Source organism: Methylobacterium sp. FW306-05-D, from assembly GCF_058782155.1.
Window position 1 is genome coordinate 1 of sequence record NZ_JBYSXL010000030.1, and the last position, 23,068, is coordinate 23,068.

Annotated in this window: 22 protein-coding genes; 7 read left to right on the plus strand and 15 right to left on the minus strand. The window is 71.4% G+C overall.

The features are described from left to right. Positions 1-48: 48 nt before the first annotated feature. From AC3WLN_RS12285 to AC3WLN_RS12300, 4 genes are all read right to left on the minus strand, one after another. Complete coding sequence (locus tag AC3WLN_RS12285; protein WP_492481534.1) at positions 49-864, minus strand: FkbM family methyltransferase; 816 nt, start codon at positions 862-864, stop codon at positions 49-51. A 100-nt stretch (positions 865-964) separates the two neighbouring features. After that, a complete protein-coding gene (locus AC3WLN_RS12290) occupies positions 965-1,231 on the minus strand; it encodes a DUF6894 family protein (protein ID WP_492481536.1) in 267 nt (88 codons plus the stop codon). 107 nt (positions 1,232-1,338) lie between these two features. Then, on the minus strand, positions 1,339-1,521 hold the full coding sequence (locus AC3WLN_RS12295; protein ID WP_463774126.1) for a DUF3606 domain-containing protein: 183 nt from the start codon (positions 1,519-1,521) through the stop codon (positions 1,339-1,341). A 108-nt stretch (positions 1,522-1,629) separates the two neighbouring features. Continuing rightward, on the minus strand, positions 1,630-1,905 hold the full coding sequence (locus tag AC3WLN_RS12300) for a hypothetical protein (protein WP_492481538.1): 276 nt from the start codon (positions 1,903-1,905) through the stop codon (positions 1,630-1,632). A gap of 220 nt (positions 1,906-2,125) precedes the next feature. On the opposite strand from AC3WLN_RS12300, the gene AC3WLN_RS12305 reads away from it, so the two are divergent. From AC3WLN_RS12305 to AC3WLN_RS12320, 4 genes are all read left to right on the plus strand, one after another. Then, positions 2,126-2,914, plus strand: a complete 789-nt coding sequence (locus AC3WLN_RS12305; protein ID WP_492481616.1) for a transporter substrate-binding domain-containing protein — start codon at positions 2,126-2,128, stop codon at positions 2,912-2,914. 71 nt (positions 2,915-2,985) lie between these two features. Continuing rightward, a complete protein-coding gene (locus AC3WLN_RS12310) occupies positions 2,986-3,648 on the plus strand; it encodes an amino acid ABC transporter permease (protein ID WP_492481540.1) in 663 nt (220 codons plus the stop codon). Positions 3,649-3,657: 9 nt separating this feature from the next. Continuing rightward, positions 3,658-4,314 carry an amino acid ABC transporter permease gene (locus AC3WLN_RS12315; protein ID WP_492481542.1) on the plus strand — a complete coding sequence of 219 codons (657 nt, stop codon included), beginning with the start codon at positions 3,658-3,660 and terminating at the stop codon, positions 4,312-4,314. Then, positions 4,311-5,105 carry an amino acid ABC transporter ATP-binding protein gene (locus AC3WLN_RS12320; RefSeq protein WP_492481544.1) on the plus strand — a complete coding sequence of 265 codons (795 nt, stop codon included), beginning with the start codon at positions 4,311-4,313 and terminating at the stop codon, positions 5,103-5,105. Before AC3WLN_RS12315 ends, AC3WLN_RS12320 begins: the two co-directional genes overlap by 4 nt. Before the next feature lie 13 nt (positions 5,106-5,118). On the opposite strand, the gene AC3WLN_RS12325 is transcribed toward AC3WLN_RS12320, so the two are convergent. Both AC3WLN_RS12325 and AC3WLN_RS12330 read right to left on the minus strand, forming a co-directional pair. After that, positions 5,119-5,331 (minus strand): hypothetical protein, encoded by a 213-nt coding sequence (locus tag AC3WLN_RS12325; protein WP_492481546.1) that lies wholly within the window; start codon positions 5,329-5,331, stop codon positions 5,119-5,121. Positions 5,332-5,456: 125 nt separating this feature from the next. Further along, on the minus strand, positions 5,457-8,318 hold the full coding sequence (locus tag AC3WLN_RS12330; protein ID WP_492481548.1) for an ATP-binding protein: 2,862 nt from the start codon (positions 8,316-8,318) through the stop codon (positions 5,457-5,459). A gap of 522 nt (positions 8,319-8,840) precedes the next feature. Here AC3WLN_RS12330 and AC3WLN_RS12335 point away from each other — a divergent pair. Continuing rightward, complete coding sequence (locus tag AC3WLN_RS12335) at positions 8,841-9,335, plus strand: TadE/TadG family type IV pilus assembly protein (RefSeq protein WP_492481549.1); 495 nt, start codon at positions 8,841-8,843, stop codon at positions 9,333-9,335. A 3-nt stretch (positions 9,336-9,338) separates the two neighbouring features. Next, a complete protein-coding gene (locus AC3WLN_RS12340; RefSeq protein ID WP_492481550.1) occupies positions 9,339-9,986 on the plus strand; it encodes a TadE/TadG family type IV pilus assembly protein in 648 nt (215 codons plus the stop codon). A 50-nt stretch (positions 9,987-10,036) separates the two neighbouring features. Here AC3WLN_RS12340 and AC3WLN_RS12345 read toward each other — a convergent pair whose 3' ends face one another. The 8 genes from AC3WLN_RS12345 to AC3WLN_RS12380 form a co-directional block, all read right to left on the minus strand. Next, positions 10,037-11,422: a TadE/TadG family type IV pilus assembly protein gene (locus tag AC3WLN_RS12345; protein WP_492481552.1), complete on the minus strand. Its 1,386-nt coding sequence runs from the start codon at positions 11,420-11,422 to the stop codon at positions 10,037-10,039. Positions 11,423-11,511: 89 nt separating this feature from the next. After that, positions 11,512-12,585 (minus strand): HD domain-containing phosphohydrolase, encoded by a 1,074-nt coding sequence (locus tag AC3WLN_RS12350; RefSeq protein WP_492481554.1) that lies wholly within the window; start codon positions 12,583-12,585, stop codon positions 11,512-11,514. A 238-nt stretch (positions 12,586-12,823) separates the two neighbouring features. Further along, a complete protein-coding gene (gene fdhF / locus AC3WLN_RS12355) occupies positions 12,824-15,790 on the minus strand; it encodes a formate dehydrogenase subunit alpha (RefSeq protein WP_492481556.1) in 2,967 nt (988 codons plus the stop codon). 87 nt (positions 15,791-15,877) lie between these two features. Further along, entirely contained in the window at positions 15,878-17,596 is a 1,719-nt protein-coding gene (locus AC3WLN_RS12360; protein ID WP_492481558.1) for an NAD(P)H-dependent oxidoreductase subunit E, read from the minus strand. Between the two features lie 110 nt (positions 17,597-17,706). Beyond that, positions 17,707-18,030 carry a hypothetical protein gene (locus AC3WLN_RS12365; RefSeq protein ID WP_492481559.1) on the minus strand — a complete coding sequence of 108 codons (324 nt, stop codon included), beginning with the start codon at positions 18,028-18,030 and terminating at the stop codon, positions 17,707-17,709. Between the two features lie 91 nt (positions 18,031-18,121). Continuing rightward, positions 18,122-18,940, minus strand: coding sequence for a fumarylacetoacetate hydrolase family protein (locus tag AC3WLN_RS12370; protein WP_492481561.1), 819 nt, complete (start codon positions 18,938-18,940; stop codon positions 18,122-18,124). A gap of 311 nt (positions 18,941-19,251) precedes the next feature. Further along, a complete protein-coding gene (locus AC3WLN_RS12375; protein WP_492481563.1) occupies positions 19,252-19,488 on the minus strand; it encodes a hypothetical protein in 237 nt (78 codons plus the stop codon). A gap of 211 nt (positions 19,489-19,699) precedes the next feature. Next, the gene (locus AC3WLN_RS12380) at positions 19,700-20,638 is read right to left on the minus strand and encodes a 2-hydroxyacid dehydrogenase (RefSeq protein ID WP_492481565.1); all 939 of its coding nucleotides are present in this window, start codon (positions 20,636-20,638) and stop codon (positions 19,700-19,702) included. Between the two features lie 142 nt (positions 20,639-20,780). On the opposite strand from AC3WLN_RS12380, the gene AC3WLN_RS12385 reads away from it, so the two are divergent. After that, positions 20,781-22,394, plus strand: coding sequence for an amidase family protein (locus AC3WLN_RS12385; RefSeq protein WP_492481567.1), 1,614 nt, complete (start codon positions 20,781-20,783; stop codon positions 22,392-22,394). On the opposite strand, the gene AC3WLN_RS12390 is transcribed toward AC3WLN_RS12385, so the two are convergent. Further along, a complete protein-coding gene (locus tag AC3WLN_RS12390) occupies positions 22,395-23,021 on the minus strand; it encodes a DNA-3-methyladenine glycosylase family protein (protein ID WP_492481569.1) in 627 nt (208 codons plus the stop codon). Between the last annotated feature and the right edge of the window lie 47 nt (positions 23,022-23,068).

The window sequence follows — 23,068 nt, forward strand, 5'->3', positions numbered from 1 at the left end:
CGCCGGGGCCGCACGGATGGCCCGCGCCGATGGCGGCGCCGGATCGGTTCAGAGCTTCACGGCCCGGACGATCTCCGGCCTCGACGCGTGGACCGCCGCGAAGTTCGGCGGGCCCTGGAAGGTCTCGTCGCGCGCATCGTAGCTCCGGAAGGCGACGCCGCGGGGCATGATCGGGCCGAGCACGAAGCCATGGTCGGTCAGGAGGCGCCAGAAATCCAGGAGCAGGAACTTCGAATAGATGTTGATCATCCCGTACTCGAACTGGATCACCGAGATCCGCCCCTCCGCGAGCATGCGCGAGAAGCCCTCCAGCACCAGGTGCTCGGCGCCCTCGACATCGATCTTGAGGAAGTCGATCCGGGTGATGCCGCGCTCGGCGCAGTAATCGTCGCCGCGGATGACCTCGACGCTGCGCCTGGTCCAGGTGCCCTTGTTGATGGCGGTGCCCTCGATCAGCGAGCTCAGGCCGTCCTTCCTCGGGTTGACGTTGATCTCCACGCGGCCGGGCTTGTCCGACAGGCCGAACTTGTTCGCGACCACCCGGTCGGAGCGCACGTTGGCGACGAACTTGGCGTAGGTCTCGGGCACCAGCTCGAAGGCGTGCAGTTCGGCCCCGGCGAAGCGGGACAGGCAGGCCCTGGCGTACGCGCCCTTGTTGGCGCCGACATCGAAGATCGTCCTCGTCTCGAGGCGCGCGAGCCGGTCGAGGAGGCGGTACTCCCCGTTGGTCTTCATGTCGTAGTTCAGGTTGTTGTAGCCCTTCGCATAGGCGTTCGCCACGCGATAGGCGGCCGTCGAGAGCGGGCCGAAATTCTGCGCCAGCAGGCGGTTCACCGAGCGAACGGCGCGGTCGAGAAGGCTCATGGGTGGGGTCTCCGGAGACGGGACGGCGCGCCGGCGCCGCGCGGCGCGCGACCTCGAGGGTCCGGTCCCGCCCCGTCATGGGCCGGGGAGGGCCGCAGGCTCAGTGCCGCGTACCGGCGGTCGGCTCCGCGACGGGCTCGAGGGTGACGGCCTCGCTCAGGGGAAATTCGAGCACGATCTCCCCTTCCGCATCCTCGACGAACAGCACGGCGCCGAGGAGCTGCGGGTCGCTGTCGGCGCCCTGCAGGAGCTGGCGGGCCAGGAGCCGGGCCGCAGTCCAGGCGGCGTCCGCATTCGGCAATTCCCGGCCGTCGGGGTCCACCACCACGTCGTCGCCGATATGCGTGTGGAAGAAGTAGCGCTGCATCGATGCCGATCCTGTCGCCCCCCGCTGCCGGGCGCTCCCCTGAGATAGGTGCGCGGGCGGCCGCGGGGCAGTGGGGGCTCGACGTCTCGGGCTCGGCGCTTCCTGTCTCAGCGCTTCTTGCCGAGTTCGGCCGCGATGTCCTTGGTCATCCGGCCGACCTTGCGGTGGGCGGTGGTGAGCTGGTCCTGGGTGACGCCCCAGCGCTTCATCCAGAACTCCACCGCCTTGCGCTCGGACAGGTCGAGGCGCTCCTTGTCGATGAAGCCGCGCTTGTCCTTGAGGCCAGCCATGAGAGATCCCGTCCGGTCGGGCGCGGAGCGGCGCCGGACCGGGATATGGGATGCCGGGCGGCCCGGCGCGAGGTCGCGGCGCCCGTCTGCCCGCGCCGCCCGGGTGGGTCAGCGCGTCGGCGCGCTCGTGCCCTTGCCGGCCGAGCCCGGCGAGGCGCCCGAGCCGGCATCGTTGGCGCCCGTGCTGCTGGCGGTGCCGGAGCGGCTCTTGTCGCCCGTGGAGGGTCCGCTGCCGGCGGCCCCCGGGGACGAGCCGGCGCCGGCGTCGTTCGGGCCGGTGGTGTTCATGGTGCCGGACTTGGTGGTGCCGGAGCCGCCTTCCGCCGCGAGGGCGGCCGATCCGAGGAGGAGGGTGCTGGCGAGGGCGACTGCGAAGACCTTCATGGCGTTTCTCCCTGATGTTTGGCGTGAAGCACGCGGGAGGGTAACGCCGCGCCGGCAGGGCATGTTCGGCCCGGGACTGATCCGGGGCGCCGTCGCGGGATCGACCGGATGGCGACGATCCGGCCCGTCGCTGTGGATACCGCGCCGTCCGACTGGCGCGCTGCACAAAAATTGCACAGGCAGGACGGCACGCTTCAGGAAAGTCGATTCGCCGATGCCGCTGACCACACGCCGCCTCCTCGTCGCCCTCGGCCTCGGCGCCGCCCTGCTGTCCTCCGCCGGTGCCCGGGCGCAGGACGCGCTGGCGGGGATCGCCAAGGCCAAGCTGGTCAGGATCGGCATCCCCACCGACTACCCGCCCTATGGCTTCGCCGGACTCGACCTGCAGCCGATGGGCCTCGACGTCGACGTCGCCAACCTGATCGGGGCGAAGCTCGGCGCCAAGGTCGAGCTGGTGCCCGTGGTGAGCGCCAACCGCATCCCCTACCTGCAGACGAAGAAGATCGACCTCATCGTCTCGACCCTCGGCAAGAACGAGGAGCGCCTGAAGATCATCGATTTCAGCGCCGCCTACGCGCCGTTCTACCAGGGCGTGTTCGCCCTGAAGGCGACGAGCATCAAGAGCTTCGACGATCTCGCCGGCAAGTCCGTCGCGGTGACCCGCGGCGCCATGGAGGACGAGATGCTCGGCAAGGTCGCGCCGGCCTCGACCCAGATCCAGCGCTTCGAGGACCAGGCCGCGACCACGGCGGCCTTCGCGGCGGGCCAGACCCAGGTCATCGCCACCAGCGTCTCGAACATCGCCGCCCTGAGCCGCAAGAACCCGAATCTCGGCGCCGAGTACAAGCTCCTCCTGCGCGACAGCCCCTGCTTCGTCGGGGTCGCCAAGGGCGAGGACGCTCTCCTGAAGCGGGTCAACGAGATCATCCTGGCCGCCAAGGCCGACGGGACCCTCGAGGCCCTGTCGCAGAAGTGGCTCAAGCGCGGGATCGGCGACCTGCCGCTCTGATCGACGCCCGCCGACGCGGTCCGCCCGGGTGCGGACCGCCTCACCGCCGCCCGCAGGGTCCGTTCGCCGCCATGCCGCTGCAGCTCGATTTCGCGAGTATCCTCGTCCAGTGGCCCCTGCTGCTGCAGGGCGCGGCCTGGACCGTGGGGCTGACCGCTCTGGCGACGCTCCTCGGGGGGGCGGTGGCGGTCGGCTGCGCCTGGGCGCGCTCCGGCGGGCCGGCGCCCCTGCGCTGGCTCGTGGGGGCCTATGTCGAGCTCATCCGCAACACGCCCTTCATTGTGCAGCTGTTCTTCATCTTCTTCGGCCTGCCGGAGATCGGCATCCGCCTCTCGCCGGCGACGGCCTCGATCCTGGCCATGACGATCAACCTCGGCGCCTACGCCACCGAGATCCTGCGCGCCGGGATCGAGGCCACCCCGCGCGGGCAGATCGAGGCGGCCGAGAGCCTCGCGCTCACCCGGGCCCAGGTCTTCACCCGGGTGGTGCTGCCGCCGGCCCTGAAGAAAGTCTGGCCGGCCCTCGTCAGCCAGATCGTCATCGTCATGCTCGGCTCGGCCGTCTGCGGCCAGATCTCCACCGCCGAGCTCAGCTACGCCACCAACCTGATCCAGAGCCGCAACTTCCGCGCCTTCGAGGCCTACATCGTCGGCACGCTGTCGTATCTCGGCCTCGCCATCCTGGTCCGGACCCTGCTCAACTGGGCCGGGCCGCGCTTCCTGTTCGGCCGGTAGGAGGGCGCCATGCCGGACTTCACCCTCTGGGACATCCTGCGCAACCTCGCCCTGGCGGCGCGCTGGACCGTGGCCCTCTCCCTCGCGGCGTTCCTGGGCGGTGCCCTGGTCGGGCTCGGCCTGCTGCTCGTCCGGCTCTCCGGCGGGCCCTGGCTCGGCCGGGCCGTGGGCGCCTATGTCCAGCTGTTCCAGGGCACGCCCCTGCTGATGCAGCTGTTCCTGCTCTATTTCGGCCTCGCCGTGGTGGGCTTCGACACCTCCGCCTGGCTCGCCGCCTGCGTCGCCCTCACGCTCTACGCCTCGGCCTATCTCACCGAGATCTGGCGCGGCTGCGTCGCCGCGATCCCGCGCGGGCAGTGGGAGGCTTCGGCCAGCCTCGCCCTCAGCTTCGGCCAGCAGTTCCGCCACATCATCCTGCCCCAGGCCCTGCGGATCGCGGTGGCGCCGACGGTGGGCTTCCTCGTCCAGGTGGTGAAGGGCACGGCGCTGGCCTCGGTGATCGGCTTCGTGGAGCTGACCAAGGCGGGCGGCATGATCGCCAACGTCACCTACGAGCCGATGCTGACCTATGCCTGCGTGGCGCTGATGTACTTCGTCCTGTGCTTTCCCATCAGCCTCACCGCCCGCCTCCTCGAAAGGAAACTCGCGATGAGGACTCCCGCATGAACGCCGCCCCGAACCCGACGCCGGCCGGCCCGGGCGAGCCGCACACTCGGGTCGGCGCCCCGATCCTGCGCATCACGGCCCTGCGCAAGTCCTACGGCACGCACGAGGTGTTGCGCGGCATCGACCTCGACGTGGCGCGCGGCGAGGTGGTGGCGATCATCGGCAAGAGCGGCTCGGGCAAGAGCACGCTGCTGCGCTGCATCAACGGCCTGGAGGTTTTCCAGAAGGGCTCGCTCATCGTCGACGGCCGGCACCTGCTCTACGACAACCCGAAGGCCATGCGCGAACTGCGCCAGGGCGTCGGCATGATCTTCCAGAACTTCAACCTGTTCCCGCACCTCTCGGTGGGGCGCAACGTGATGCTGGCCCCCCACCTCGTGAAGAAGCGGTCGGGCGCGGAGAACGAGGCCCGCGCCCGCCAGCTCCTCGCCCGGGTGGGCCTGGCCGAGAAGTTCGACGCGATGCCGGACAAGCTCTCGGGCGGGCAGCAGCAGCGCGTGGCGATCGCCCGGGCGTTGGCCATGGACCCGGCGATCATGCTCTGCGACGAGATCACCAGCGCCCTCGATCCGGAACTCGTCGGCGAGGTCCTGCGCGTGGTGGAATCCCTCGCCGAGGAGGGCATGACCCTGCTGATGGTCACCCACGAGATGAGCTTCGCCCGCAAGGTCGCCAACCGGGTGATCTTCATGCACCAGGGGCTCGTCCACGAGATCGGGCCGCCGGCCGAGATCTTCGGGGCGCCGCGAACCCCGGAACTGCGCCAGTTCCTGTCCTCGCTGCGAGATTGAGGAGCCGACCGCCTCAGGCCGCCTGGGCGGGCTCGATATCCTCGCGCGAGGGCTCGTAGGCGCACCAGTGGCAGTAGCCCTTGTCGGCCGCCTTGGGCGCATTGCGCTGCGAACAGCGGGGACAGACCAGCACGGACAGGGTGTTTCCGCGCAGGCGGGCGAAGCCGCGGCCGCGGAAGGTGACGGCCACCGACTCTCCGGGCCGGGAATCAGGGCTGGCTGACATCGAGACTCCTGGTTTCGCGATCCACCAGGACCAACGGCCAACCTTCGCATCGGTTCAGGGCGATCCCCGGGCGATGCCGCCCCGCCACCCGGCGGGCGGGGCATGTCCGGCGGTCGGGAGCCGTCTCAGGCCGAAAGCCGGGTCGCGCCGGGTTCCTCCGGGGTCGAGGCCGGCGCGAAGCGGGCATCGACGGCCGCCATGGTCCGGTCCAAGAGCGGCGACAGCTCGGCGATCTCCGCCTCGGTCGGAAGCACGGAGCCGGAGCGGGCCCCGGCCTCGATCGCGCCGAGTGCGTCCGCCAGGGCTCGTCCGCCGACGTTGAGGCTCATCGACTTCAGGCTGTGCGCCGTGCGGGCCACGGCCTCGGCCTCGGCGCCGACCGCCGCCATCCGTAGGTCCGCGAGCGCCTTCGGGGCGTGCTCGCGGTAGAGGCCGAGCACCCGGGCGGCGAAATCGCCCCCGGCTCGCGCCGCCATGTCGACCAGGCCCGCGACGACCTCCTCGTCGAGGAGACCCCCGGCATCCGGCTCCGGCGGCGGAACGGCGGCGGGGGCGACCGGAGCCTCGGCTCGCGGCGGCCGCGCGGTCTCGACCTCGGGCCGCAGGAAGCCCGCGAGGATTTCGGCCAGGGCCGCGAGGGTGAAGGGCTTGGCGAGCTTGGCGTCCATCCCGGCGTCCCGCCAGGCCTCGGCACCGGCCCCGACCACGTGGGCGGTGAGGGCGACGATGGGGGTGCGGGCACGGCCCTGCGCGAGGGCCTCGGCCCGGATGGTCTCGGCCGCGGCGTAGCCGTCGAGCACCGGCATGCTGCCGTCCATGAGCACGAGGTCGAAGGCGTGGTCGCGGCAGGCCTCCACGGCCAGGCGTCCATCCTCCACCAGGGTGACGGCGGTGACGCCGCAGCGGGCCAGGGCCTCGCGGGCGACCTCGCGGTTCACCGGGCTGTCGTCGGCCACGAGGAGGCGCGCGGAGGGGAATTGCGGCAGGCGGGCGCGGACGGCCGGGCCGGCCGCGCGCGTGGCGAACGGCGTCCCGTCGGCGAGCGCCGCCAGGGCGGTGCGCCACTCTTCCTGAACCACCGGCCAGGCGAGGAGGTGGTCGGCCCAGCCCGCCTCGAGGATCGGGGCCGCGGCGGGGTCGCCGAGGCGGGCCAGGGCCAGGACCCGCCCGGCACCGGTCGGGCGGCGTCCGAGGGCCAGGATCGTCGCCGCGTCGGCGATCCAGTGGGCGGTGCCGGCCGCGTCGTTCTCCGGTGTCAGGGGGGCGAACCCGGCCTCGGCGAGGCGGCGCGCGAGGCTGTCCCGGGTGGCCTGCCCCGGCACGGCGACGACGATCCCGGCCTCGACCGCATCCACGCGCCGGATGGGGGCGGAGGCATCGGTGTCGATCGCCTCCAGGGGCAACTCGGCCCAGAAGGTGGAGCCTTCGCCGAGCACGCTCTCCACGCCCATGCGACCGCCCATGGCGAGGGCGAGGCGATGGGCGATCGAGAGGCCGAGCCCGGTGCCACCGAAGCGCCGGGTGGTCGATTGATCGACCTGCGCGAAGGCCGAGAACAGGCTGCCGACCTTGTCGGCCGGGATGCCGACGCCGGTATCGCGCACGCTGAGCCGCAGCATCCCGGCGCCGCCGAGCTCCAGCCGCACCAGCACCGAGCCCGAGGGGGTGAACTTCAGGGCGTTGTTGACGAAGTTGCCGAGGATCTGGCCCAGGCGCACCGGGTCGCCGGCCACCCGGCGCGGCACGTCCGGCGCCACGGAGGCGGCGAGGTCGAGGCCGCCCTCGACGGCCTTCTCGGCGAAGAGCGAGATCACCGTGTCGACGATCTCCGACGGGTCGACGGGGATGCGCTCCAGGTCGAGCTTGCCCGCCTCCACCTTCGCGAAGTCGAGGATGTCGTTGATGATCGCCAGCAGGCTCTGCCCGGAGCGCGCGACCACCTCGGCGTAGCGCTGCTGGCGCTGCGGCAGCTCGGAGGCCGCCAGGAGTTCGGCCATCACCAGCATGCCGTTCAGCGGCGTGCGGATCTCGTGGCTCATGGTGGCGAGGAAGGACGACTTGGCGGCATTGGCGGCCTCGGCCGCCTGCTTGGCCTCGTGCAGGTCGGCCGTGCGCTCCGCGACGTCGGCCTCCAGGCGCTGCATGTGCTGCGCCAGGCGCGCGTCGCGCTCGCGCACGGTCTCGAGGAGCGCGTTGAACGAGCGCGCCAGCACCCCGACCTCGTCGTCGCGCACGATCGTGGCGGCCTGGCTGTAGTCCTGCCCGATGCGGACGCGGTCCATGGTGCCGGCAAGGGCCGCGATCGGCTGGGTGATCGCCCGCTGGATCGCGTAGGAGATCGCGAAGCCCAGGACCATGACGAGGCTGGAGATCAGGGCCGAGGTTCGCAGCAGGGCCAGCAGGCGTTCGGGGAGGTCTGCGAGGTCGGACACGAGGATCAGGCTGCCGACCCGCCGGCCCGCCTCGTCGATCGGCACCGCGACCAGGGCGGTCCGGCTGGTGATCAGCGCCAGGGGCGACTGACCTTTTCGCAGGTCGAAATCGTCGGAGAGGCGGGCGGTGAGGCCGCGATCCGCCAGGATCGAACCGTCCGGACGCTCGATGGCGGCGTAGACGAGTTCGGAGGCTCCGCCGTCGCCGCCAGCGCGGTCGTCCGCCGGGTCTTGGTCGGGTTCGAGATCGCCCCGGCCGAACTTGCCGATGGCGTTCAGGACGCGGCCCGCCGCCGCCGCGTCCCCGGCCGCCGTGGCCCGGGCGCCCGACGCGGCGAGCACGTTGGCGATGGCGACGAGGGAGTCGCGCTTGTCGTTGGCGTAGCGGTTCACCTCCTGCCAGAGCGAGAGCAGCGTTCCGGCCAGGAAGGCGAGGGCCACGGAGGCGAACACCGCCAGGGCGAGGCGTCCGGCCAGGGTGCGCTTCCGGCGCGGAGGCCGGGCGGACGGATGGGAATCGCCGGAGCGGGCGGGCGCGGGCCGTGGGTCGGTCATGGTCGCGCCAGGCTAGAGGATGTTGGTTGGAAGGGTCTTAATCGTCGCCGGTGAACGCTCCCCGATCGCTGGATGAACGCGGCGCGTGGCGCGGCGCGAACGCCGGCATCGTGCAATCAGGGCGTGAACTGGAAGACGACGGAACGATCAGGCGTCCGCCGGCCGTCTCCGAGACCTGCCGTGACGGTGGACAAGGCTGCGCAGAGTCCTCGCGGCGTGAGCCGAACCCTTCGGGTTTCATCACGAAGGGGATCATTTCAGCTCGGTTTTGCCGGATTCTTAAGCGCTCGCCTCTACAGCGAGACTGGGCCACCGACAGCCCGTCCCCATCCCCTCTCGGCAGGTCGCCCGATCCGTTCTCCGCCCGTCCCCATGTGCGATCCTGAAAATCCGGACGCCGACGGTCTCGGCTCGGCAAACTCCAGCTCGGCAACTTCCGGCCGCGGCGCGGCGCGGGGGTACCTGCGCGGGCTCGCGGCGCGCGGCCGGGCCCGGCGGGTCCGGCAGGATCAGTCCGGTGCCATGGCGGTCGAGTTCGCCCTGATCCTGTTTCCGCTCTGCGTGCTGATCTTCTTCGTCCTGGAGACCGCGCTGGTGTTCTGGCTGACCTCGGCCCTGGACAACGGCCTCGATGCCTCGATGCGGCAGTTCTACGTCCAGTCCGGCGGCTCGGCGACCTCCCTGGTCGATTCCGTGCGCAGCGAGATCTGCCGCCAGGTCTCGCCGTTCGTGCGCTGCGAGAACCTGAAGGTCGATATTGGGGTCTACGACAGCTTCACCCGGATCGACCGCGCCAGCCCCATCGACGCCGCATCGGGCACGTGGCGGACGGATTTCGGCATCCAGCACGGCTGTCTCACCAAGGGGAGCGTGGTGGTGGTCCAGGCCGCCTTCGCCCAGCACACCTTCCAGAAATTCGGCGTGGTGAAGAACCAGTTCCAGAACGGCAGCTGGCTCATCAACGCCACCTCGGTGCTGCAGCTCGAAGGCAATTCCACCGGCGGCTCCGGCTGCTGAGGCATGTCCCGCGCGCGTTCCCGCCCCGTGATCGCGATCCGCCGGAGGGGTGAGGGGCCCGCCCTGCGCTTCGCGCGGGGCGAGGACGGCGTGGCGATCGTCGAGTTCGCCCTGATCGTGCCGGTGCTCCTGCTGATCTATTTCGGGACCGTGGAACTCACGAGCGCGATGCGCAACATCCGCAAGGTCGACATCCTGTCCCGCACCATCGGCGACACGCTGTCCCAGCGTACGATGCCGACGGCGGCCGAAGTCAACGACGTGTTCCAGGTCGCCCCCATCGTGCTCGCGCCCTTCGACAGCACCGGCGTGCGGATGACCGTGAGCGCGGTCGGGGTGGTCGGCGACAGCGAGACCGGCCCGCTCCGGGTCTGCTCCAGCGTCGCCGCGTCGGATTCGCCGGTCCGGGTCCCCGGCACCCCGGCGCCCGTCGCCGACGCCGACAGCATCCAGCCCAAGGGGACGCGCCTGCTCCTCGTGGAGATCAGCGCCACCTACAAGCCGGTGGCCGGCTCGGCCTTCTTCAAGGAGGGAAGCGCGGGCTTCGCCATCACCCGCAAGACCCTGTGGCCCGTCCGCTACGGCCGGCGCTACGCCAGCATGAGCCCCGAGGTCGTCCTGGGGAACGGCGCCGCCTGTCCGCCCCGGTGACGCGGCCCGATCGCGGGGCCCGCGCTCTCTGCCTGCCGGCGGAGCGGGCGCTACTGCGTCAGCTGCGTGTCGGCCGAGCTCGGTCCGACGCCGGCCGGCACCGGTACGTCCGTGCTGCCGTAGCGGGCGTTCAGCATCAGGTTGGGGCCGTCGTAGAGGTTGATCGTACGGGCGATGATCACCGTATAGGCCGACTGGTCGGCGACCGGCTTCTTCGAGTCGATGATCAGGCGGCCGAGGGGCAGGTAGATCGTGCCGAGCAGCGTGCGGGCGTTGTCGCTGATGATGCGGTACTCGCGCAGGGCGATAAATCCGCCCGGGGCGGGCTTGGCCTTGCCCTTTCCGCTGAGCGGGACGGGGAGGATGGCGGGGATCGTCGCGTTGCGGTCCTCGAAGAAGAGCAGGCCTGCCAGCAGGCCGTCCTTCGGCGCGGTGAGGCTCACGGTGCTCTTCTCGTCGAAGAGCAGGCCGCCGCGCAGGCCGGTGAAGTAGAAGCCCGTGTTGACCCCGCTCAGGCTGCCGCCCTTGTCGACCACGAGGGGGCCGTCCTTCAGGATGTAGATGCCGGGCATCAGCGTCACCACCGCGCCCTTGGTGATGTGCAGGCCGCCGCAATAGGTCCCGGGCTGCAGGGTGACGATCCCGCTCACGACGTTGACCCCGTAGGTCGGATCGTCGATGCCGTCGATGAACTTCTTCGGGTCGACGAAGAAGCCGAGGTTGACGCAGGAGCCCGGGGTCGGGCCCTGCCGGTCGAGCAGGGGATCGCGCAAGGCCGGGCAGCCGGTGGCGGGCGGCGGCGTGAAATTCGCGCCCGAGCCCGAATAGCCGCCGGCCGAGCAGGTGGAGAGGGCGGTGGCCACCGCCGCGTTCTCGCCCTGGATGCCCTCGGGGTTGGCGGAGTTCGAGTAGAGCGAGCAGTCGGTGGCGGTGATGCGGGCCGCGCTCTCCAGGTGGAAGGCGCCGATCGCCTGGCGGTCGAGGGCGAGCAGGCACAGCCGCGTCGTGCCGGCGAGCTTCGCCGTCGAGGTCACGCTGACCTCGAGGCTCGGGATGTTGAGGAGCTTGCCGAAGGACAGGGCGACCTGCTCGGTCAGGGTGAGCCGGATTCCCGAATGGTTGTTGAGCACCGCGGCCGTGACGGCCGGGGGCGTCGCGCTGCTGCCGCGGGCCTGGGCCAGGGCCATGGCCTGTGCGGTGCGGATCGCCGCCGCGTCGTCGGCATTGGCGAGCTTGAACTGGTTGACGCCGGCGATGCTGCCGCTGTCGGCGGCGCGCTGCAGCTCCGCCCGCCGCTTGACCAGGGAGGCGTAGTCGATGGCCGCCGCACTCAGACCGGTCAGGATCGGGAACATCAGCGCGACGATCACGAGGACGCCGCCGCTGCGGTCGCGCTTCAGCCGTGCGAGGAGGGGGAGAACGCTGCCGAACGTCATGGCGCCGTCATGTCTTGAGCCGGGTTTCCAAGGGCTGAAGCCGTTCGTCGAGAATCCCGCACATTCCCTACGGAGCCGGGGACAGCGCGTCAGGATGCGAGCCGAACCGCGCCGGAATCGTCGTTCCCGCCCCCCGCCGCGCCGGCCTGCCGGGGCGGCTGGCCGTGCGCCCGCAGGAAGGCGTCGACGCAGCGCGGGTCGAAATGCGTGCCCGCCTGGTCGCGCAGGAAGGCGAAGGCCTCCTCCTGGGACCAGGCCTGCTTGTAGGGGCGGTTCGAGGTGAGGGCGTCGAACACGTCGGCGACGGCGACGATGCGGCCGCTCAGGGGGATCGCCTCGCCGCGCAGGCCCCAGGGATAGCCGGTGCCGTCCCAGCGCTCGTGATGGGTGGCGGCGATCTCCGCCGCGAGCTGGACGAGCGGCGACGAGCTGCCCTCCAGGATGCGGCGCCCGCGCTCGGCGTGCAGTTCCATCTCGCTGCGCTCCACCGGGGTGAGCGGGCCGGGCTTGAGCAGGATCGCGTCGGGCACGCTGATCTTGCCGACATCGTGCATGGTGGAGGCGAGACTGAGTTCGCGGACCTCGGCCTCGGGCAGGCCGAGGGCCCGGGCCGTGACGGTGACGTAGGCCGCGACCCGGGCGACGTGGTCGCCGGTCTCGGTGTCGCGGTGCTCGGCCGCCTTCATCAGCATCGTGACGATCTCGCGCTCCCGCGCCTCGATCACCGCTGTGGCGGCCTTGACCTCGCGGTCGAGCCAGGCGGCGCGGTCGCGCTGCTCCAGGCGGGCGCGGTTCAGGGCCAGGAGGTTGGTGACCCGCGCCCGGACCTCGGAGGCCTCGAAGGGCTTGCCGATGAAGTCGGTGACGCCGCTCTCCAGCGCCTCGCGGCGCAACGCGCGCGCGTTCATGCTCGTCACCATGACGAAGGGCACGTGCGCGAAGCCCGGAACCGCCTGCGCGGCCTTGAGGAAGGCGAGGCCGTTCATGCCCGGCATGTCGAAGTCGGAGATCGCGACGCCGATCGTCTCGGCCTGGGCCTGGACGAAGGCCAGGGCGGCTTTGGGCTCGGTGAACGCCACCGTCTCGCAGCCGGGCAGGCCGCGGATGGCTTCGCCCATCAGGACATTGTTCAGCGGGTCGTCGTCGAGGATCAGAACATACATCAAAACTCAGCCATCAGACGATCGCCCTAACCTCCACTCATGGGGCATGCTCCTCTACAAATGGTTGAACGGACTTTCTCATTGTTGTGAAGACGGCGCCCTTCGTCTGCGCATCGCGCGATTGTCCCGCGCCGCTTGTCCCGGTCGGCCGCGGGACAAGCCACAATGCAAAGGGCCGGATGCGCGGCCCGGGCGCCGTGCATCCGGCCCCCGGCCGGTTCGTGTTGGAGAGGGCGCCCTACTCGGCGGCGATCTGCCTGGGCCGGACCGCCTCGACGCGGGCGGCGCAGAACTTGAACTCCGGGATCTTGCCCATGGGATCGAGGGCCGGGTTGGTGAGCAGGTTGGCGGCGGCCTCGGCGTAGCAGAACGGCATGAAGATCATGCCCACCGGCACGTCGCGGTCGGACCGGACCTTGAGTTCCACCGCGCCGCGGCGGGTCTCCAGGCGCATGGTGTCGCCGGGCTCGAGGCCGAGGCGGTAGAGCTCCCGCGGCGCCATGAAGGCCACCGCCTCCGGCTCCAGGGCGTCGAGAACGCCCGAGCGCCGGGTCATCGAGCCGGTGTGCCAGTGCTCCAGCACGCGGCCCGTGGAGAGCACCATCGGGAACTCGGTGTCGGGCACCTCGTCCGGCGGCACGATGTGGGCCGGGACGATCTTGGCCCGCCCGCTCGCCGTCGGGAAGCCGGCATAGAAGATGATCTCGTTGCCGGGCTGGTCGGGACCGTCGACCGGGTAGGTCACGGCGCCCTCGCGCTCCAGCCGCTCCCAGGTGATGTTCTTCAGGGAGGGCATCACCTGCGCCATCTCGGTGAAGATCTCGGCCGGGCCGGTGTAGTTCCAGTCGAGGCCGAGGCGGCGGGCGAGTTCCTGCAGGATCCACCAATCCTGGCGGGCGTCGCCCGGCGGCGGGACGACGGGCTTGGCGATCTGCACGCGCCGGTCGGTGTTGGTGAAGCTGCCCGCCTTCTCGGCGAAGGCGGAAGCCGGCAGCACCACGTCCGCGTGGAAGGCGGTCTCGGTCAGGAACAGGTCCTGCACCACGAGGTGGTCGAGCATCGCGAGGGCGTGCCGGGCGTGGTTGAGGTCGGGGTCCGACATCGCCGGGTTCTCGCCCTCGACGAACATGCCCTTGATCTCGCCCGCATGGATGGCGCGCATGATCTCGACCACGGTCAGGCCGTTCTTCGGATCGAGGGACTGGCCCCAGAACGTCTCGAACAGGTCGCGGACGGTCTCGTTCTCCACCGACTGGTAGTCCGGATAGACCATCGGGATCAGGCCGGCATCGGAGGCGCCCTGGACGTTGTTCTGGCCGCGCAGGGGATGCAGGCCGGTGCCGGGACGGCCGATCTGGCCGGTGGTCAGCGCCAGCGCGATCAGGCAGCGCGAGTTGTCGGTGCCGTGCACGTGCTGGCTGACGCCCATGCCCCAGAAGATGATCGAGGCCCGCGAGCGCGCGTAGAGCCGGGCGACCTCGCGCAGGGTCTCGGCGTCGATGCCGCAGACGGGGGCCATCTTCTCCGGCGTGAACTCGACGATGCGCTCGCGCAGGGCCTCGAAGTTCTCGGTGTACCCGGCGATGTACTGTTCGTCGTAGAGCTTCTCCGTCACGATGACGTTGAGCATCGCGTTGAGCATCGCCACGTCGGAGCCCGGCTTGAAGGCGAGGTGCCTGTAGGCGTGCCGGGACAGGACCTGCCGGCGCGGGTCCATGATGATCAGCTTGGCGCCGCGCTCCTTGACCGCGTTCTTGATGAAGGTCGCGGCCACGGGGTGGTTCACCGTCGGGTTGGCGCCGATGATGACGATGACCTCGGCATCGAGGGCCGCCGAGAACGGGGCCGAGACGGCGCCCGAGTTCAGGCCCTCCATCAGGGCCGCCACCGAGGAGGCGTGGCAGAGGCGGGTGCAGTGGTCGACGTTGTTCGAGCCGAAGCCGAGGCGCACCAGCTTCTGGAAGAGGTAGGCCTCCTCGTTCGAGCCCTTGGCCGAGCCGAAGCCCGCCAGCGCCTTGCGGCCGACCGTGTCGCGGATGTGCTTGAGGCCGCCGGCGGCGCGCTCCAGCGCCTCCTCCCAGGTCGCCTCCCGGAAGTGGGTCCAGGGATTGGCCGGATCGACCTGGTCGTTGGCGTCCTTGGCCACATTGTCGAGGCGGATCAGCGGCTTCGTGAGCCGGTGGGGGTGGTGGACGTAGTCGAAGCCGAAGCGGCCCTTCACGCAGAGGCGGTTCTGGTTGGCCGGCCCGTCACGCCCCTCGGCGTAGACGATCTTGTTGTCCTTGACCTTGTAGGAGACTTGGCAGCCGACGCCGCAATAGGGGCAGAGCGAGTCCACCTCGCGGTCGGGATAGACCGTGCGGGTCTGGCTGTCGTCGAGGTAGGCCGCCGGCATCAGCGCGCCGGTCGGGCAGGCCTGGACGCACTCGCCACAGCCGACGCAGGTGGACTGGCCCATCGGGTCGTCGAAGTCGAACACCACCTTCGCCCCCGCCGAGCGGTAGGCCATGCCGATGACGTCGTTGACCTGGACCTCGCGGCAGGCGCGGACGCAGAGGTTGCACTGAATGCAGGCGTCGAGGTTCACCCGCATGGCCGGGTGGCTCCAGTCGCCCTCCCAGCGCTGGGCGGCCGGGAAGCGGCTCTCGGTGACCTCCACGTGGTCGGCCTGCGCCCAGAAATGCGAGGTCGGATCGTGCGAGATCGCCCGGGCCGGCTGGTCGGCGACGAGGAGCTCCATCACCATGGCGCGGGCCTTGGTCGCCCGCTCGGAGGCGGACTTCACCTTCATGCCGACGCCGGGCACCCGCTTGCACGAGGCGGCGAGCACGCGCTCGCCCTCGATCTCGACCATGCAGGCGCGGCAATTGCCGTCCGGCCGGTAGCCCGGGGCGGGCTTGTGGCAGAGGTGGGGGATGTGCGTACCGAGGCGCTGGGCGACGGCCCAGATCGTCTCACCCGGCGCGGCCTCGACCTGCTGACCGTCGAATTCGAAGATCACGCCGGGAATGCCGGCGGGCATCTCCTTGAGGCCGAAGGTGCCGCTCGGGGCCGGACCCGCCTGGCCGCCCGACTGGGTGCCCTCGGAATAGGTGCTCCCGGCGCCCGGGTTGGCGCCGTCCGCCTTGCCGCCCGCATCCTGCGGGCCGGTGGGGGTGGTGGCGTGGGCTCCGCCGAGACCAGAGTTCTGTGTGCCGCTGCTCATGGTTCCGCTCCAGACATGGCGCAGGAAAATCGGGGGTTGGGCCGCCGCCACGAGGGGCGGCCGCACCGTCGGATCGGGGACGGATCGCTACTCGGCCGCGATCCGTTGCGGCGACGGGAACAGGTCCGGGAAGTACTTGATCACGGTGGTGAGCGGGTTCGACGCCGCCTGGCCGAGGCCGCAGATCGAGGCGTCGCGCATGCATTGCGAGAGCTCGCCCAGGAGATCGGTGTCCCAGACGTCGTTCTCCATCATCACGCGTGCCTTCTGGGTGCCGGAGCGGCAGGGCGTGCACTGCCCGCAGGATTCGTCCTCGAAGAACCGCATCAGGTTCAGGGCCGCGCCGCGCACGTCGTCCCGGTCGGACAGGACGATGACGGCGGCCGAGCCGATGAAGCAGCCGTATTTCTCGAGGGTGCCGAAATCGAGGGGGATGTCGTCCATGCTGGCCGGAAGGATGCCGCCCGAGGCACCGCCCGGCAGATAGGCCGCGAAGCTGTGCCCGTCGCTGATCCCGCCGCAATATTCCTCGATCAGCTCCCGGATGGTGAGGCCGGCCGGCGCCAGCTTCACGCCCGGCTCCTTGACGCGGCCCGAGACCGAGTAGGAGCGCAGGCCGACCCGGCCGTTGCGGCCGTGGCTCTTCCACCAGTCGGCGCCCTTCTCGATCAGGTCCCTGACCCAATAGAGGGTCTCGACGTTGTTGATCAGGGTCGGACGGTTGAACAGGCCGACCTGGAACGGGAAGGGCGGCTTGTGCCGCGGCAGCCCGCGCTTGCCCTCGAGCGACTCGATCAGCGAGGATTCCTCGCCGCAGATATAGGCGCCGGCCCCCCGGCGCAGGTGGATGCGCGGGCCGCCGGCGGGGAGCCGGGCGATCTCGCGGGACAGGATCTCGCGGGAGATCGGGTACTCGTCGCGCAGGTAGATGTAGACGTCCTCGGCCTCCACCACGTGGGCGCCGATCAGCATGCCCTCGAGGAAGCGGTGCGGATCGGCGTTGAGGTAGAGCTGGTCCTTGAAGGTGCCGGGCTCGCCCTCGTCGCCGTTCACCGCCATGAGGCGGGGACCGGGCTCGCCGCGCACCGAGCGCCACTTGCGCCCCGTGGGGAAGCCGGCGCCGCCGAGGCCGCGCAGGCCGCCGTCGTCGAGGACCTGCAGGATCGCGTCGATGCCGAGCTCGCCCGAGCGCAGCCGGTCGAGGACGGCGTAGCCGCCGCCGGCCCGGTAGGCGTCGTAGTCGGGATAGGCCGGCAGGTGGGCGTGGGTGTCGCCGGCCTCGACCGCCGCCTTGACGCTGGCCACGTCGGCCTTGTGCAGGAAGTTGTGGCCGACCTCGACCGCCGGGGCGTGATCGCAGAGGCCGACGCAGGGCGCGCGCACCACGCGCACCCCGCTGCCGAGGGTCTCGCGCAGGGCCTCCATCAGGGGCTCGGCGCCGAACATCGCGCAGGTGAGGCTGTCGCAGACGCGCACGGTCAGCGCCGGCAGGTCGGCGTCGCCGTCCCTGAGCACGTCGAAATGCGCGTAGAACGTCGCCGTCTCGAACACCTCGGCGAAGGCCAGGCCCATCTCGTCGGCCAGCGCCGCCAGGTGGGCGGCGCTGATCTGCCCGTAGGTGTCCTGGACGAGGTGCAGGTGCTCGATCAGCAGGTCGCGCTGGCGCGAGCGATCGCCCAGCAGGCGCTCGATCTCGACCTTGGCCACGGGCTCGACCTGCCGTCCCTTGGGGACGGGCCGGGCCCGGTCGCGTCCCTTGCCCGGGTGCTCGAAGCGGCGAACCTCGCCGATGTCATGCGCGCTCATGCGTTCATCCTACCCCTTTGGTATTCAAAATACCAGATTCCGCGCGGTGTTCTTATAGGCCTCCCCATAGCAGCACATGAGAAAAATTCGGAAGTGAATTTGGTCGCGCGTCACTGGCCACCGAATGCGCGCAGGGGCCGGCCGGCTTCCGAACGCTGGACGAAGGACGGCGGTGCACCGGCCGGCAGCGCAGAGAGTCTCGGCCCGACCACGGCGTTGATCTCGAGTTCGAAGGCGTCCAGGGCCGCGTTGACCCGCGCCAGGGTGGCGGAATCGACGGGCTCCGCCTGCGGACAGTCGAGGCCCGCCCCGCGCAGGGTCGCCCGCACAGCATCCAGCAACTCCGGCGTCAGCGGCGGGGCCGTCTCGTCCGCGTAGCCCCGGGCGACGATCTCGGCCCAATCGGCTGTGGAAGAGGTGTGGGATTCGGTCATCGCTGCGGCTCCAGGTCGCGAGTGTCGGAGCACCAACGCGCGGCGCGGCCATTCCGCCGCGCGGCGTCATCATCGCGTAGAGGACAGGCTGTCACGCCCGGTCGGTGATGCGGATCGACAGGTCCGGCAGGCCGGCGATCTGCCCGAGGAGGACGTCGCCCGGCACCACCGGCCCGACATTCTCCGGCGTGCCGGAATAGATCAGGTCGCCGGCCTCCAGCTCGAACGCCTCCGAGAGGTTGGCGATCTGCTCGGCCACCGACCAGATCATCTGCGACAGGTCGGCATCCTGGCGCACCCGACCGTTGACGCTGAGGCGGATCGCGCCGCGTTCCGGGTGACCGATGGCGGAGACCGGATGCAGCGGCCCGATCGGCGCGGCATGGTCGAAGCTCTTGCCGATCTCCCAGGGCTTCTTCTGGTCGCCCATCCCGCGCTGGAGGTCGCGCCGGGTCATGTCGAGGCCGACCGCGTAGGCGTAGACGTGGTCGAGGGCGGCTTCCTTCGGGATGTTGCGACCGCCCGATTTCAGGGCGGCAACCAGTTCCAGCTCGTGATGGTAGTTTCGGGTCAGGGACGGGTAGGGATGGTCCGCCACGCTCCCGGCCGGCACCACCTGGATCGCGTCGGTGGGCTTCTGGAAGAAGAAGGGTGGCTCGCGCGTCGGGTCCGAGCCCATCTCGCGGGCATGGGCCGCGTAGTTGCGCCCGATGCAGTAGATCCGCCGCACCGGGAACAGCGCGGCGGTGCCGACGATCGGAATCGTGACCCGGGGCAGGGTGAACAGCAACCGGGGGGCCTCGCCGGCCGGGGCCGGTCCGGCGTCCTCGGCCGTGGCCCGGGCGGACAGGAGGGCGCCTCCGGCGGCGGCCGCGGCGACCTTAAGGGTATTGCGTCTGTTCGTGGTCATGGAGTGATCCGTTCCGAGGGGGATAATCGTCCGATGGAAACGCGCCGCCGCCGCTGCGTGTCCCCTCAAGGCCCGTGATCGCCCCGGCCCCCGCGCGCGGTGGTCCGGATGCGCCGACACGGGCCCGAGGCCTGGGTCGGGCCAGCGGCTCCCTCGCGGTCATCATCGCCGGAACTCTCGCCTGGCCCTGCGGCCGCTGCTCGTCTTCACGGCCTCCGGTAGCGCCATGGTCGTCGCCCAAGGGCGCGGAGCCCTCAGGCGGGTCAGCCTGCGGGCAGCGGCGGCGGCGGAGGCGGGCCGGGCCGGCGGGACTACCTCTTGCCGTGGGTGTGGCCGTGGGCATGCCCGTCCGTGTCGGAATACAGCGGCTTGCCGTCGGGACCCTTCTCCTGCGCCTCCCGCACCCGGGGATCGTCGCTGTGGTTCGGCCCGCCGGAGACGCTGCCGAGATTCGGCTTCATCTGCTCGGGGTTCGCCGCGTTGCCGTGTCCGTCGACGGCGAGGGCCGGGGCCGCCGAGAGCAGGCCGGCGGCGAGGAGGGCGAACATCGTGGTCTTCGTGGGTCTGTCTCCAAGGTCGAAGCGGCGAGGGCCGCTTCGAAGAGGGAGATAGCCAGGCTGTTTGTCGCGCCCTTGCCGCCGTCGTGACGAAGCGTGTCAGCGTTCCGCATCGGGGCGCGCCCGGCCCCGGGCTGCACGCTCCCGGCGATCCGGTCGCGACCGCGGTGCCGTACGCGGGCGACGCAGGGGGCGCTGGCCGTCAGTAGCCGCGCGTCCGATCGATCCCCGCCGGCGCCTGGCCCGTGCGCCGGAATTCCGCCACCGCCGCGGCGACGAGCGCGGCGGCCGTGGCCATGTTCGTCGGCGCCGCGACGTGGGGCAGGATCGTGATCGCCGGATGCGCCCAGAGCCGGTGCTCCGGGGGCAGGGGCTCCTCGGGGAAGACGTCGAGGATCGCGTGGCTGAGGGCGCCCGTCGCCAGGGCGTCGAGGAGGTCGTCCTCGACCACGTGCGCGCCGCGCCCGAAATTCACCAGGGCGGCGCCCGGCGGCAGGTGGCGGAAGGCCTCGGCATTCAGGAGGCCGCGGGTATCGGGGGTCAGGGGCAGCAGGTTGACCAGGATGTCGGCCGCCGCGAGGCACTGGGCGAAGCCGTCCGGCCCGCTGGCCACCGGGACCACCCCGTGCGCGGCGCCGGAGCGGCTCCAGCCCCGGACCGGAAAGCCGAGGGCGCCCAGAAGGTCCGCCGCGGCCCGCCCCATCTCGCCGAGGCCGAGGATCGTGACGCGGCGCTCATGGGCCGGGCGGACGGGGTGCTGGCGCCACGCTCCCGCGCGCTGCTGGGCGGCGTAGCGCGGGAAATCGCGGTGCAGGTGCAGGACCGCCGCCGCCACCGCCTCCGCCATGGCCCGCGCGAGGGTCGGGTCGACGAGGCGGCGCACCGGCACGTCGGGCAGGGTGGGGTCGAGGACGAGGCGGTCGACGCCGGCCCAGAGGCTCTGGATCCAGCGCAGGTTCGGCAGGCCCGCGAGGGAGCCGGCCGGCGGGTTCGCCACGATGGCGATCTCCGCCGCCTGCGCCGGGGCGCCCTCGGATGCGGTGTCGATCCGCTCTCCCGGCATGGCTGCCCCGAGGGCGTCCCGCCAGGCTGCCTCCTCCGCGGCAGGAAGGCTGGTCACGAGAACGAGGGGGGAGGGCATGACTTGCGATTTCCTCGGCGGCGGTGCGCATCGCTTTGGCGACGGAATCGCCTGCGATCGGCCCGGCGTCAACGGAGCGGCTTGACCCGCCGGGTCCGGAGGCTGCCTGATCGCGGGCCTCCTCGATCCGCATCGGAATCCCATGCCCAAGATCGCCTGCTCCGGACCGGCCTGCGTCCTCACCGGCGCCGTCTTCACCCAAATTTTCTTGGCCCAAATCTTCTTGGCTCAAGCCGCCCCCGTCGCGGCGCAGGAGCCGGCTTCGGCGCCCTTCCGGGTCGAGGACGCGACGATCGCCGGGGTCCGGGAGGCGCTCGCCTCCGGCCGCACCACCTGCCGCGCGCTCGTCCAGGGCTATCTCGATCGCATCGCCGCCTACGACCAGGCCGGCCCGAAGCTCGCGGCGATCCGGGCGGTGAACCCGCAGGCCCTGGCGCAGGCCGCGGCCTACGATGCGGACCCTGCGGCGGGCGCGGCCAAGCCGCTCGGCTGCGTGCCCCTGCTGCTGAAGGACAACTACAACACCGCCGAGGTGCCGACGACCGGCGGCTCGGCCGCCCTCGCGGGCGCGCAGCCCGCCCAGGACGCCACCTCGGTGGCCCGCCTGCGCGCCGCCGGCGCCATCGTGCTGGCCAAGGCGAACATGCAGGAGCTGGCCCTCGGCGGCGTCTCGGTGAGTTCCCTGGGCGGCCAGGTCCGCAATCCCTACGACCTCACCCGCACCCCCGGCGGCTCCAGCGGCGGCGTCGGCGCGGGCATGGCGGCCGGCTTCGCCCTCGGCGGCCTCGGCAGCGACACCGTCAACTCGATCCGCTCGCCGGCCTCGGCCAACAACCTCGTGGGCCTGCGCGTCACGCAGGGGCTGATCAGCCTCGCCGGCATCATGCCGGTCTCGAAGACGCAGGACGCCATCGGGCCGATCACCCGCACGGTGGCGGATGCGGCGGCCCTGCTGCAGGCCATGGCGGGAACCGACCCGGCCGATCCGCTCACCGCCGCGGCGGCCGGAAAGGTCGCCGCAAGCTATGCCGAGGCCTTGAAACCCGACGCCCTGAAGGGCGCGCGCCTCGGCGTCGTCACCGCCCTGTTCGGGACGAAGCCGGAGCATGCGGAGGTCAACCGCGTCATGCAGAGGGCCCTCGACGCCCTGGAGGCGGCGGGCGCCACCCTGGTGCGGATCGACGACCCGGCCTTCGAGGCCGACGCCCTCAACCGCGACGACGACGTGCAGACCTTCGAGTTCAAGGCGCTGATGAACGGCTATCTCGCCACGATTCCCAACGCGCCGCACAAGGATCTCGCCGGCATCCTGGCCTCCGGCCAGTTCCACCGGGCCGCCCTCGAGAAGTTCCTGACCGCCGCGGACGCGCGCCAGGACGGCATGACCGACCCGGAATACAAGGCCCGCCTCGGCCGGATCGCCGCCCTGAAGGCGCATGTCGCCGAAGTCTTCGCGGCCCAGAACCTCGACGCGCTGGTCTACCCGCTGCAGAAGCGCCTCGTGGTGCCCATCGGCGAACTCAACCAGGCGGACCGCAACGGGATCGTCGCCGGGCTCACCGGCTTCCCCGCCATCGACGTCCCGGCCGGATTCTCCGCCGCCACCGAGACGGCGCCCGAGGGCGTGCCGGTCGGCATGGATCTCCTCGGCAAGCCCTGGAGCGAGTCGAAGCTCCTCGGTCTCGCCTACGCCTTCGAGCGGGCGACGAACCTGCGCCGCCCGCCGGCGAGCACGCCGCCCCTCGGGGCGCGCTGATCAGGCCGCCAGGGTCGGGGCCGGCACGAGATCGCGCACCCGCCACATCGCCCGGGCGAGGTGCGAGCGATAGGGCGCGAAGGGGAGGGCGTAGGCCTGCGTGTCGGTGCAGCCGGTCAGGCGCCGCAGGCTGCCGACGGCTGCGACGTCGCCGGCCGGCCAGATGTCCGGGTCGTGGTAGTGGAAAATGCCGATCATGTCGGCGGTCCACTGCCCGACGCCCTTGATGCTGCGCAGGACCGCCGAGCGTTCCGGGTGGGGCAGGGTGGCAAGCGGAGCCCCGAACAGGCCCGCTTCGTCCGCGGCGCGGATGGCCAGCACGGCTCGCACCTTGGCGCCGGACAGGCCGCAGCCGCGCAGGGTCTCGGCGTGGTCTTCGACGAAGAGGTCGCGGGGCGACATGCCGCGCAGCAGCGCGGCGGCCTCGACGCGGCCCCAGATCGCCGCCGCGGCCCGGGTCGAGAGCTGCTGGTTGACGACCTCGAGGGCGAGGCGGTCGGCCACATGCGCGTGGGTGGGCGGGTCGATCGGCACGGGCCCCAGGCGCGCGAGGGCCTCGTGCAGGGCGTCGGACACCCCCCGGGCGGTGGCCAGGAGGTGCGCGTGCGGATCGGGATCGGGCGTCATGCGGTCCGGCGGGGACGGGCACGCGAAGGCCTCGGCCCCCCGAGCGG